Genomic DNA, 12,019 nt, shown 5'->3' with positions numbered 1-12,019 from the left:
TTCTAAAGTTTTTTCTTTAAAATCTCATTAACTAATTGAGGATTTGCTTTTCCACCAGAAACTTTCATTACTTGACCTACAAAGAAACCAAATAATTTAACTTTACCTGATTTATATTCGGTAGCTTTGTCTCTGTTATCATCAATAACCTTATCTATCAGTGCCTCAAGTGCTTTTGGATCACTCTCTTGTTTTAAACCTTTTTCTTCAACAATTTTCTGAGGATCTTTGTCGCCTTCCATCATTTGTTCGAAAACTGTTTTTGCAATTTTACCAGAAATTGTTCCATCTTTAATTAAATTAATTAGTTTTGATAAGTTGCCTGGGCTTATAGGGCTTTCAGTTATTTCTAAATTTTTTTCATTTAACGCTGCAAATAATTCACCAATTATCCAATTTGTTGCAAGTTTTACATCAGACTTCTTAATTACATTTTCAAAGTAATTTGATGTTTCAATATCAGAAACTAAAATGTTTGCTTCATAAGGAGATAACTTGAATTTTTCTATAAATCTTTTTTTCTTTTCATCTGGAAGCTCTGGAATTTCTGATTTTAAGTTTTCAATAAAATCATCTGAAACTTCTAATGGCAATAAGTCTGGATCTGGAAAATATCTATAATCATGAGCATCTTCTTTTGATCTCATTGATCTGGTTTCATTCTTTTTAGTATCAAAAAGTCTTGTTTCTTGATCAATCGTTTGACCATCCTCAATTAAATCAACTTGTCTATTAGCTTCGTATTCAATTGCCATCTGCATGAATTTTATTGAGTTAACATTTTTGATCTCACATCGAGTTCCAAATTCTTTTGAACCTTTTTTTCTAACAGATACATTTACATCGGCTCTTAAAGATCCTTCCTGCATGTTTCCATCACAGGTGCCTAAATATCTCATTATAGATCTTAATTTTTTAATATATGCATTTACTTCATCTGGAGACCTTAAGTCAGGTTTACTTACAATTTCCATTAAAGCCACACCTGATCTATTTAAATCTACAAAAGTATTTTTAGGATCTAGATCATGAATGCTTTTACCTGCATCTTGCTCTAAGTGTAATCTTTCTATACCTACCTCTTTTTGACCATCTAGCATATCAAGTATTACTTTACCCTCACCTACAATTGGATCTTTGAATTGTGAGATTTGGTAACCCTGAGGTAAGTCAGCATAAAAATAATTTTTTCTATCAAAAACAGATCTCTTATTGATTTTAGCTTTTAAACCAATTCCTGTTTTGATAGCTTGTTTTACACAATACTCGTTTATTACTGGCAACATTCCTGGAAATGCTGCATCAACTAAACTTACTTGAGTATTTGGTTCAGCTCCAAATTTGGTCGCTGATGTTGAGAATAATTTTGACTCCGACGTAACTTGTGCATGAACTTCTAAACCAATGACAACTTCATATTGATTATCATGTCTATTAATTAGATATTCAGATTTGTTCTTACTCACTTAATCCACCAATCAGCAATATTGTTTTTAAAATTAATTTTTTCTTCCATAGCATATGCAATGTTTAAAATATTTTGTTCATCAAAAGCTTTGCCAATTATCTGTAATCCTAATGGATATCCTTTAGAATCATGGCCTGCTGGTATAGAAATTCCAGGTAAACCTGCTAAATTTACAGGAACAGTAAAAATATCATTTAAATACATTGAAACCGGATCATTTGTTTTTTCACCAATTTTAAAAGCTGAACTTGGAGTGGACGGGGTTAGAATTGCATCAACTTTTTTATAAGCATCATCAAAATCATTTTTAATAAGTTTTCTTACCTTTTGTGCTTTAAGATAATAAGCATCATAATATCCTGAAGATAAAACATAAGTTCCAATCATTATTCTTCTTTGAACCTCAGCACCAAATCCTTCAGATCTAGTTTTTTCATACATATCAATAAGATTTTCTCCTTCAGCTCTAAAACCGTATTTAACACCGTCGTATCTAGCCAAATTAGATGAGGCTTCTGCTGGTGCTACTATGTAATAAGTTGGTAATGCATAATTAGTATGAGGTAGAGATATATCGATAATCTCAGCACCACAATCTTTTGCATATTCAATACCTTTTTTCCATAGATCTTCTATTTCTTTAGGCATACCATCTACTCTATATTCTTTGGGTATTCCTATTTTTTTACCTTTAATATCTTTTGTTAATTCTTTGCTGTACTCGTTTCTTTTAAAGTCTATTGATGTAGAATCTTTTTCGTCATAAGTGCTAATAACTTCCTGCAACAACGCACAATCTTTAACATTTTGCGCCATTGGACCAGCTTGATCTAGGGATGATGCAAATGCTACAATTCCGTATCTAGAGCAACTACCATAAGTAGGTTTTAATCCGACAGTTCCAGTAAATGAAGCAGGTTGTCTAATAGATCCACCTGTATCTGTTCCAATAGTTATTGGTGTTAATTGAGCTGCTACAGCAGAAGACGATCCACCGGACGATCCTCCTGGGACTAAATTTTTATCAATTGGGTTTTGTACATTACCAAAAAAACTAGTTTCATTAGATGAACCCATTGCAAACTCATCACAATTTAATTTACCCATTAGGATAGCTCCTTCATTCCAAATATTTTGTGTAACTGTCGACTCATAAGTTGGAACAAAGTTATTTAAAATCTTACTACCTGCAGTGGTTCTTAAATCTTTTGTACAAAATAAATCTTTCACAGCCATTGGAATACCAGGCAATTTTAGATCAAGATTAGGTTTTTCATCAAACGTTTTTGCTTTATTTAAAGCATTTGCATAATCTTCAGTTATATATGCATTTAATTCTTTTGATTTTTCTGATCTTTCAACAAATGCTTTAGTAACTTCACTTGAGGAAAGTTTTTTACCTTTTATATTTTCTACTAACTCAGATAATGATTGTTTAGTTATATCTGACATTATTCAATTACCTTTGGTACTACAAAATAATCTTCATTTTCCTTAGGAGAATTTTTTATTACTTGATCTCTTAAGTTTTTACTTTTTACTTCATCTGACCTTAGTTTTAGAGTTGTTTCAGCAACAGAAGTTAATGGTTCGACATTGTCAGTTTTTAATTCGTTAAGTTTTTCAATAAAATCAAAAATTGAATTTAAATCACCTGCTAGTTTCTCTGCTTTTTTCTCATCTACAGAAATTCTTGATAGTTTAGATATGTGCTTTATTGTTTTAAGATCGATGCTCATATGGTATTTAAATATGTCGCAAACTATCACTTAAGTTTAAAATATACAATATGATCACTATTGAAGAATTCAAAAAAAAACAGTCTGAAACCTCTAGATTGATTGGTTTAGATCTTGGTTCAAAAAGAATCGGTGTATCAATTTGTGATGAAAAACAGTCAATTGCCACACCTTTTAAAACAATCAATAAAACCAATAATGATGATCTAATCAACGAATTAAAAAAAATAATAGAGGAAAACAATATTAAAGGAATTATTATTGGATATCCAATTAACATGGATGGTTCATTAGGTCCTTCTGCTCAATCAGTAAGTGATGTATCTAAAAATATAGACCAAAATATTGATGTAGAAGTTTGCTTATGGGATGAAAGACTTTCAACTGTGGGCGCATTTAATCTATCTAGTCAGCTTGATGTTAATGTTTCTAAGCGTGAAAAGAACATAGATCAAAATGCAGCTGCATTTATTCTTCAAGGAGCTATAGATTATTTAAATAATTAATCCTTGCCATTTAGGGGCTTTATAGCTATAGAGTTAGTTTTAATGGCAATTAAAACCAATAAAGCTATTAAAATCTCACAAAAACATCTGTTAGGTATCCAAGATTTATCAGTTAATGATATTAATTATATCCTAGATGAATCAGAAGCTTTCATAAAATTAAATCAGAGTAAAAATAAAAAAATTGATGTGTTAAGAGGTAAAACACAAATAAATTTATTCTTTGAGCCATCAACTAGAACTCAAAGCTCATTTGAACTTGCTGGAAAAAGACTTGGTGCGGATGTTATGTCAATGAATATGGGTAACTCTGCAATTAAGAAAGGTGAAACATTGATTGATACGGCAATGACCTTAAATGCAATGCATCCTGATATAATTGTGATCAGACATCAAGACTCTGGTGCATGTAATCTATTATCTCAAAAAGTTAATTGTGTCGTATTAAATGCTGGTGATGGTAGACGCGAACACCCTACCCAAGCATTATTAGATGCATTAACAATTAGAAATCGAAAAAAAAAAATTCAAGGACTAAAAATAGCAATATGTGGAGATATACTTCATTCACGAGTAGCTAGATCAAATATTTATCTTCTTACAATGTTAGGAGCTGAGGTTAATATAGTTGCGCCATCTAATCTGATGCCAAAAGAAATTGAAAAATTTGGTGTAAACACTTTTACTGATATGAAAAAGGGTCTCAAAGATTGTGACATTGTGATGATGCTTAGATTACAAAATGAAAGGATGACCAGTTCATATCTTTCATCGAATAGAGAGTACTACGAATATTATGGATTAACACCAGATAAACTTGATCATGCAAAATCAGATGCTTTAATTATGCATCCTGGTCCAATGAATAGAGGAATTGAAATTGATACAAGATTAGCTGATGACATAAACAAGAGTGTAATTAAGGAACAAGTTGAATTAGGTGTTGCTGTAAGAATGGCATGTTTAAAAATATTTTGTGAATAAATGAAAAAACAATACTTTATAAATGCAAACATTATAGATCCTCATAATTCCATAAATGAAAATGGTGGATTAATAATTGGAGAAGACGGAAAGATAGAAGCAATAGGAAAAAAGGTAAACACAAACAATTTACCAACTAGAGAAAAACCTACTGACTTAAAAGGTAAATATATATTTCCTGGTATAGTGGATATGAGAGTTTTTGTAGGCGAGCCAGGATATGAATATAAAGAAAATTTTAGGACTTTAAGTAATGCAGCATTATCTGGAGGAGTAACTTCCGTCGTAACCATGCCTAATACAGATCCAATTATAGATAATGTATCAATTGTAGATTTTTTAAAAAGAAGAGGACGTGATAAGTCTAAAATAAATATCTTTCCTAGCGCTTCATTAACTCAAAACACTGATGGCACCAATATGACTGAATTTGGTTTACTAGCTAAAAAGGGAATTGTTGCTTTTACAGACGGAGTAAAAACAATTCAAAATACTAGACTTATGTCTAGAATTATGAATTCAGCTAAAGATTTGGGATGTCTTATAATGCAACATGCTGAAGATTACGATTTAGCTAAAAATGGAATGATTAATTCTGGTATTATTGCAACAAAACTAGGCTTATCAAGCATACCAGATATTGCTGAAAGAATTATAATTGAAAGAGATCTTACTCTCTTAGAAAAAACCAAATGTCGATATCATATATCTCAACTATCAGCAGGAAAATCTGTAGATATAATTAAAGAACGTAAACAAAACATTAAATTTACTTGCGGTGTATCAATAAACAATCTTTCATTAAATGAAAATGATATTGGAGATTTTAGAACATTTTTAAAATTATCACCTCCACTGAGGGGAGAAGAAGATCGAGAAGCTTTAGTTCAAGGATTAAAAGATAAAACTATTGATGTAATTGTATCTGACCATAAACCTGAAGATGAAGAATCTAAAAGATTAACTTTTGCACAAGCTGCAACTGGTGCATCTGGTATTGAAACATTGTTATCTTTAAGTTTAGAATTATTTCATAATGGATCTGTAAAACTTGAAACTATAATTCAAGCTTTAACCTCTAACCCAGCAAAAATATTAAATATAAATAAAGGAAACCTGTCTATTGGTAATAATGCAGATTTTTGTATAGTAGATATCTATAAACCATGGATTGTAAAAAAAGAAAATTTAATCTCTAAATCTAAAAATACTTCAATTGAAGATAAGAAACTTCAAGGAAAAGTAACCAATACATTTGTAAAAGGTATAGAATTATTTAAAATATAAAAATGGAACTTTTTATAATAGGTATAATCTCATACCTAATGGGATCAATTCCTTTTGGATTAATTTTAACCAAAATATTTTTAAAAAAAGATATTAGAGAAATTGGTTCTGGTAATATTGGCGCAACAAATGCTTTAAGAACTGGTAATAAGTTAATTGGTTTTTCAACTCTAATACTTGATGTTTTAAAGGCAGTAATACCTGTTTTATACATTAAAATTAATTTTCCTGATGCAGTATATATATCAGCTTTATGCGCTTTTATAGGTCATGTGTTTCCAGTATGGTTAAAATTTAAAGGTGGCAAAGGTGTAGCGACATATGTTGGGATACTTTTTTCTTTAAATATTATTTTTGGTTTGGTGTTTAGTATTTGTTGGTTAATAATTTTTTTTATTTCTAAATATTCATCTTTATCTTCCTTGATAGGATCACTTTCTATACCGGTTTATATTTTAATTTTTGAGGGTTCAGAAAATGTATTTTTTTACGTAATAATGTTTATTTTAATATTTTTTACCCACAGAGAAAATATTAAACGCTTGAAAAATAAAGAAGAAACTAAGACAAAAATTTATTAATTTGACTATCAAACTCTTTTGAGTAGTTTGTTATTTTATGAATCTAGTCATAGTTGAAAGCCCTGCTAAAGCGAAAACAATTAATAAATATTTAGGTGATAACTACACCGTTTTAGCCAGCTATGGTCATATTAGAGATCTTCCTTCAAAAAATGGATCTGTAGATCCTGATCAAAATTTTAAAATGGAATGGGAAGTTGATAGTTTTTCAAAAAAATATTTAAAAGAGATTACTGATGCAGCCAAAGATTCTTCAAAAATAATTCTTGCTACTGACCCAGATCGTGAGGGTGAAGCAATAGCGTGGCATGTAAAAGAATATTTAGATGAAAAAAAACTTTTAAAGGATAAAGAAATTGAACGTGTGGTATTTAACGAAATAACAAAAAAAGCCGTCACACATGGCATTGAAAATCCAAGACAGATAGAGCCCTTATTAGTCGATGCATACATGGCTAGAAGAGCATTAGATTATTTGGTAGGATTTAATATATCACCAATACTGTGGACTAAATTACCTGGATCAAAATCAGCAGGTAGAGTTCAATCTGTTGCACTGAAATTGATCACTGAAAGAGAGCATGAAATTGAATTATTTAAGCCTGAAGAATTTTGGACTTTAAGTATTAATTTTCAGGATAAAAACAAAAGCAAAATTACAGCAAGCATTTCTCAACTTGACGGAGAAAAAATTGAAAAATTCTCATTTAAAAATAAAGAAGAAATTGAAAAAGCAATTTCCAATATTAAGACTAAAAAATTTAACATAACTGATATTTCCTCAAAAGTTGTTAGCAGAAATCCCTCAGGACCATTTACTACTTCAACACTTCAGCAAGTTGCCTCTAGTAGATTAGGTTTTGGAGCATCAAGAACAATGCAAATAGCACAAAAACTTTATCAAGGAATAGAAATTGAAGGAGATACAGTTGGGTTAATTACTTATATGAGAACGGATGGAACTAATTTATCAGCTGATGCTGTCTCTGATTTTAGAAATTTTATAAAAAAGGAATACGGTAACGAATACTTACCAGAAAATCCAAATAATTACTCAGGAAAAAAAGCAAAAAACGCTCAGGAAGCTCATGAAGCAATAAGACCGACTGATATTAATAGAAATCCAGATTCTGTTAAAAAATATTTAAGTTCTGACCAGCAAAAATTATATTCTTTAATTTGGTCTAGAGCTCTATCGTCTCAAATGGAAACAGCAAAATTTGATAGAAATACAATAACGATTGAATCTGAAGATGGCAAAACTATATGTAAATCAAGCGGATCAGTTTTAAAATTTGATGGATTTTTAAAAATTTATTCAAATCAAAGCAAAGATGATGATGAGCAAATTTTACCTGAGATGTCAAAAGGACCAATTAATATAGAAACTCTTGTAGATGAACAACATTTTACCCAACCTCTCCCACGTTACTCTGAGGCGAGTTTAGTTAAAAAATTAGAAGAGTTAGGAATTGGTAGGCCTTCAACTTATGCAAGTATAATTTCAACAATAGCAAATAGAGGTTATGCAGAAATAGTTAATAAAAGATTTTTCCCGACGGACAGAGGTAAATTAATTTCTGCGTTTTTAGAAAAGCTATTTTCAAAGTATGTAGATTATAACTTTACAGCTGGACTAGAGGATCAGCTAGATGAAATAACTTCTGGAAAAGAAAGCTGGTTAAAAGTCTTAGAAATGTTTTGGAAAGATTTTAATAGCAATGTTTCAGAGGTAAAGGAAAAAAGAACTAGAGAGGTTTTAGATCTTTTAAATGAAAGTTTGGGAGCATTGATATTTGACACTGATAAAGAAGGAAAGATAGTTAGAAAATGTCAGCTATGTGACACAGGTTCCCTTAGTTTAAAAAATAGTTTTAGAGGAGGTGCGTTTATTGGATGTTCAAACTATCCAGAATGTAAATTTACAAGACCACTATCAAAAGCTAAAGCGGCTGCTCAATCACAACTTGCTGAACCAAAATTTCTTGGAAAACACGAAAATGGAAATGATATTTTTTTAAAAAATGGAAGATTTGGTCCTTATCTGCAGTACGAGAAGATTGCTGATGAAAGTATTGAAGAAGAAAAACCTAAAAAAAGAAAAAAAACTGCCAAAAAGAAAACTGAGGTAAATGAACTATTGAAAAATGTATCTATACCAAAAGGCATTGAATTAGAAAGTATTGACTTAGATAAAGCAAAATTTCTATGCTCCTTACCTAAATCATTAGGTGTCAATCCAGAAAATCAAAAAGAAATTACCTTAAATACAGGTAGATTTGGACCATATTTAAAATGTGAAAATAAATCAGCTAGATTAGAAAATATAGAAGAAATTTTTTCTATAGGTTTAAATAGAGCAATTACATTAATAGCCGAAGCAAAACCTGGAAGAATGTCCTCATCAATCATAAAAGATTTGGGAGAACATCCTGAAGATAAAAAACCAGTACGAATCATGAAAGGTCAATATGGACCATATATTAAATACAAAACTTTAAATGCAACAATACCAGAGGAAAAAGACCCTGCAGAGCTAACAATGGAAGAGGCTCTTATACTAATTGAGAAAAGAAGAGAATACGATAAGAATAAAAAATCAAAAAAAAAGAAAAAAAAGTGAAAAAAATATTAGTCATAATTGCAATTTATTTAATAAATACCATACCGGCATTAGCTGAAAAAAATGATTGCTCAGGAATGAAAAAGCTGTCAAAAGAATATATTATATGCACTTCTGAAAACATAAAAAAAGCTGCAAACAAAAAAAATCAACAGATAAAAGAAGGATCAGCTAAAAAAACAAAGCAAGTAACTGAAGGTGCAAAAAAACTTATTGAAAATGTTCAAAATAAAATAAAAAAGTAAAGTTAGCTTATGAATTTTCAAAAAAAAATAGATGAACTTAAAATAAAACTTCCAGAAGCTAAGCCACCTGTTGGCTCATACGTTGCTACAAAAATTTCTGGAAATTTATTGTTCATTTCTGGTCAAATTTCAATTACAGATAGTGGTGATTTAATAAAAGGAAAAGTTGGGAAAGAACTCTCAACCCAAGATGGCTATGAGGCTGCAAAAAGATGTGGTTTGAGTATTGTTGCTCAAGCAAAAGTAGCTTGCGATGGTGATCTATCTAAAATTAAATCATGTGTAAAATTAACAGGATTTGTTAATTCAACTGATGATTTCATTGAACAACCAAAAGTAATTAATGGTGCTTCTGATTTAATTGCTGCAATATTTGGTGATGCTGGAATGCACACAAGAGCTGCCGTAAGCACAAATAGTTTACCACTTGGAGTATCAGTTGAAGTGGATGCAATTTTTGAATTAAATTAATACTATCTTCCAATACCAAAATATTTAAAACCCATTTTTTTAATTTTATTGGGAGAAAAAATATTTCTCATATCATAAATAATTAGATTTTTATTTTTAGAATACTTTTTAAAATTAATTGATTTGAAATCATTCCATTCTGTATGAATGATAATTAAATCTGACCCTTCGATAGAAGATTGTATTGATTTTGAAAATTTGACATTTTTTAATTTATTAAATTCTTTTTTTGACCCAGTTGGATCAAAATATTTAATTTTTGCACCTCTTTTAGATAAATAAGGAATTAATTTCAAACTAGAAGAGTCTCGCATATCATCAGTATTTGCTTTGAATGTTACTCCCAAAAAGGCTATTTTTTTATTTTTAATTTTATTTTTCAATATCAAATTAACTCTTTTCTGTAATATATCTGATCTAATTTCATTTGATTTAATAACACTTTTTATAACAGATAAATTAGTTTTAAATTTATCAGCAGTAGAAACAATTGCTTTAGTATCTTTTGGAAAACACGATCCTCCATAAGCAGGTCCTGCTCTTAAAAATCTACTTCCAATTCTTTTATCTAGACCAATACCTATGGAAATATCTTCAACATCAATGCCTGTTTTTTCACATAGATTTGCAATTTCGTTAATAAATGTAATTTTTGTTGCTAGAAAAGCATTCGAAGCATATTTAATTAATTCTGCAGCTCGTCTATTAGTGGATACAAACTTTGCACCTTTAGAAATTAATGGAGAATATAAATTTTTTAATATTTTCTCAGATTTTTTATCATTACTTCCTATAACAACTCTATCGGGATAAATGAAATCTCTAATTGCTTCTCCTTCTCTTAAAAATTCTGGATTTGAAACTACTGAAAAATATTTTCTACTTATTTTTTTAGCAATAATTTTCTCCACCTCATCACCTGTTGTTACAGGAACTGTAGATTTATTTATTATAATTTTAAATTTATTTATAGATTTTGAGATTTCTTTTGCTGCCATATAGACTTGGCTTAGATCAGCACTATTACTATTTTTTTTAGTTGGAGTTCCAACACAAATAAAAATAATATCAGATTTCTTAACAGCTTCTTTTAAGTTTGTTGAAAAATTAAGTCTTTTGTTTTTATAATTTTTTAAAACTAACTCTTCTAAACCTGGTTCATAAATTGGGATAATGCCTTTTTTTAAATTATTAATTTTAACATCATCTTTATCTACGCAAATAACGTCATTTCCCAAGTCAGAGAAACAAACACCACTAACTAAACCAACATAACCTGTACCGATCATACATAATTTCATAATTTACCTATTACGTTAGAAGAGTTGATGTAACCTTTCATTGTTCCACAATCAAGATATTTTCCCTCAAAATTATGAGCCACAAATTTTTCTTTATCATTTATCAATTGTTGAATTGCATCTGTTATATGAATTTCATTTCCCTTAATCGGCTTTAATGATTTGAGTTTCTTAAAAATTGTGCGTGGCAGTATATATCTTCCTATAACTGCATTATTTGATGGTGCATCTTTAATAGATGGTTTTTCTACAACACCATTAATTATGAAATTTCTTTTATTTAATTTTTTATTTAATTTATAAATTCCCCATCTTGAAACGGTTCTTTTATTTACTTTCATAGATGCCATAACAGACGCACCATATTTCTTATGAACTTTAATCATCGCTTTTGAACAATTTTTTTTTATTATCAAATCATCAGGTAACAACATTAAAAAATATTTATTTTTAATATATTTTTGTGTTTTAAGCACAGCATCACCTGTGCCTTTAGGAATATTTTGATAAACGAATTTAATTTTTTTTTTATATTTTAATATTTTTTTGTACTCATTGATTATTCTTTGATCCTTTTTTTTTTTAATAATATTTTTATAAAAATTATCACTATAAAAATATTTTTTAATCATTTGTTTCTTAGTAGATATTATAAAAACTATTTCTTTAATTCCGGCATCAACACATTCGTCAAGAATATATTCAATTCCAGGCTTTCCGTTTATAGGTAATAGCTCTTTAGCAAAAACACTAGTTAAAGGCAGTAACCTTGTGCCTAAACCAGCTAAAGGAATAATTGCTTGTTTAATCATTT

12 protein-coding genes are annotated in these 12,019 nt (G+C 29.4%); 7 read left to right on the top strand and 5 right to left on the bottom strand.

The window, feature by feature from the left end; translation table 11 throughout:
* Positions 1-2 precede the first annotated feature (2 nt).
* From gatB to gatC, 3 genes are read right to left on the bottom strand one after another with little or no spacing between them, the layout of a single operon-like run.
* Positions 3-1,466, bottom strand: a complete 1,464-nt coding sequence (gene gatB, locus ACTTBL_RS01995; RefSeq protein ID WP_440643377.1) for an Asp-tRNA(Asn)/Glu-tRNA(Gln) amidotransferase subunit GatB — start codon at positions 1,464-1,466, stop codon at positions 3-5.
* Positions 1,463-2,920 carry an Asp-tRNA(Asn)/Glu-tRNA(Gln) amidotransferase subunit GatA gene (gatA, locus tag ACTTBL_RS01990; protein WP_440643376.1) on the bottom strand — a complete coding sequence of 486 codons (1,458 nt, stop codon included), beginning with the start codon at positions 2,918-2,920 and terminating at the stop codon, positions 1,463-1,465. The genes gatB and gatA overlap by 4 nt, the downstream gene beginning before the upstream one ends.
* On the bottom strand, positions 2,920-3,207 hold the full coding sequence (gene gatC, locus ACTTBL_RS01985) for an Asp-tRNA(Asn)/Glu-tRNA(Gln) amidotransferase subunit GatC (protein ID WP_075485199.1): 288 nt from the start codon (positions 3,205-3,207) through the stop codon (positions 2,920-2,922). Before gatC ends, gatA begins: the two co-directional genes overlap by 1 nt.
* A 50-nt stretch (positions 3,208-3,257) precedes the next feature.
* On the opposite strand from gatC, the gene ruvX reads away from it, so the two are divergent.
* Genes ruvX through ACTTBL_RS01950 form a run of 7 tightly spaced genes read left to right on the top strand, consistent with a single transcriptional unit; the run spans position 3,258 to position 9,904 of the window.
* Positions 3,258-3,713 carry a Holliday junction resolvase RuvX gene (ruvX, locus tag ACTTBL_RS01980; RefSeq protein ID WP_440643375.1) on the top strand — a complete coding sequence of 152 codons (456 nt, stop codon included), beginning with the start codon at positions 3,258-3,260 and terminating at the stop codon, positions 3,711-3,713.
* Positions 3,714-3,755: 42 nt separating this feature from the next.
* Entirely contained in the window at positions 3,756-4,697 is a 942-nt protein-coding gene (locus ACTTBL_RS01975) for an aspartate carbamoyltransferase catalytic subunit (protein ID WP_145597853.1), read from the top strand.
* Positions 4,698-5,984, top strand: a complete 1,287-nt coding sequence (pyrC, locus tag ACTTBL_RS01970; RefSeq protein WP_440643374.1) for a dihydroorotase — start codon at positions 4,698-4,700, stop codon at positions 5,982-5,984. It abuts the gene before it with no gap.
* A gap of 2 nt (positions 5,985-5,986) precedes the next feature.
* Entirely contained in the window at positions 5,987-6,565 is a 579-nt protein-coding gene (plsY, locus tag ACTTBL_RS01965) for a glycerol-3-phosphate 1-O-acyltransferase PlsY (RefSeq protein WP_440643373.1), read from the top strand.
* Between the two features lie 37 nt (positions 6,566-6,602).
* The gene (gene topA / locus ACTTBL_RS01960) at positions 6,603-9,188 is read left to right on the top strand and encodes a type I DNA topoisomerase (protein ID WP_440643372.1); all 2,586 of its coding nucleotides are present in this window, start codon (positions 6,603-6,605) and stop codon (positions 9,186-9,188) included.
* Positions 9,185-9,433: a hypothetical protein gene (locus tag ACTTBL_RS01955; RefSeq protein WP_440643371.1), complete on the top strand. Its 249-nt coding sequence runs from the start codon at positions 9,185-9,187 to the stop codon at positions 9,431-9,433. Before topA ends, ACTTBL_RS01955 begins: the two co-directional genes overlap by 4 nt.
* Before the next feature lie 9 nt (positions 9,434-9,442).
* A complete protein-coding gene (locus ACTTBL_RS01950; protein WP_440643370.1) occupies positions 9,443-9,904 on the top strand; it encodes a RidA family protein in 462 nt (153 codons plus the stop codon).
* Positions 9,905-9,906: 2 nt separating this feature from the next.
* Here ACTTBL_RS01950 and ACTTBL_RS01945 read toward each other — a convergent pair whose 3' ends face one another.
* Together ACTTBL_RS01945 and ACTTBL_RS01940 are read right to left on the bottom strand one after the other, a co-directional pair.
* Positions 9,907-11,205: a UDP-glucose dehydrogenase family protein gene (locus ACTTBL_RS01945; protein ID WP_440643369.1), complete on the bottom strand. Its 1,299-nt coding sequence runs from the start codon at positions 11,203-11,205 to the stop codon at positions 9,907-9,909.
* Positions 11,202-12,017, bottom strand: coding sequence for a sugar phosphate nucleotidyltransferase (locus ACTTBL_RS01940; RefSeq protein ID WP_440643368.1), 816 nt, complete (start codon positions 12,015-12,017; stop codon positions 11,202-11,204). The genes ACTTBL_RS01945 and ACTTBL_RS01940 overlap by 4 nt, the downstream gene beginning before the upstream one ends.
* Between the last annotated feature and the right edge of the window lie 2 nt (positions 12,018-12,019).

The sequence above is a fragment of the Candidatus Pelagibacter sp. HIMB123 genome (assembly GCF_052048195.1).
In the GTDB taxonomy this organism is placed as follows: domain Bacteria; phylum Pseudomonadota; class Alphaproteobacteria; order Pelagibacterales; family Pelagibacteraceae; genus Pelagibacter.
Note: the sequence above shows the minus strand (reverse complement) of the source record. Positions and strands in the feature narration are given on the sequence as shown.

Excerpts from the sequence above, each read along its gene's own strand:
- gatA (WP_440643376.1), bottom strand. The coding sequence starts at position 2,920 with ATGTCAGATATAACTAAACAATCATTATCTGAGTTAGTAGAAAATATA.
- gatC (WP_075485199.1), bottom strand. The coding sequence starts at position 3,207 with ATGAGCATCGATCTTAAAACAATAAAGCACATATCTAAACTATCAAGA.
- ruvX (WP_440643375.1), top strand. The coding sequence starts at position 3,258 with ATGATCACTATTGAAGAATTCAAAAAAAAACAGTCTGAAACCTCTAGA.
- ACTTBL_RS01975 (WP_145597853.1), top strand. The coding sequence starts at position 3,756 with ATGGCAATTAAAACCAATAAAGCTATTAAAATCTCACAAAAACATCTG.
- pyrC (WP_440643374.1), top strand. The coding sequence starts at position 4,698 with ATGAAAAAACAATACTTTATAAATGCAAACATTATAGATCCTCATAAT.
- plsY (WP_440643373.1), top strand. The coding sequence starts at position 5,987 with ATGGAACTTTTTATAATAGGTATAATCTCATACCTAATGGGATCAATT.
- topA (WP_440643372.1), top strand. The coding sequence starts at position 6,603 with ATGAATCTAGTCATAGTTGAAAGCCCTGCTAAAGCGAAAACAATTAAT.
- ACTTBL_RS01950 (WP_440643370.1), top strand. The coding sequence starts at position 9,443 with ATGAATTTTCAAAAAAAAATAGATGAACTTAAAATAAAACTTCCAGAA.
- ACTTBL_RS01945 (WP_440643369.1), bottom strand. The coding sequence starts at position 11,205 with ATGAAATTATGTATGATCGGTACAGGTTATGTTGGTTTAGTTAGTGGT.
- ACTTBL_RS01940 (WP_440643368.1), bottom strand. The coding sequence starts at position 12,017 with ATGATTAAACAAGCAATTATTCCTTTAGCTGGTTTAGGCACAAGGTTA.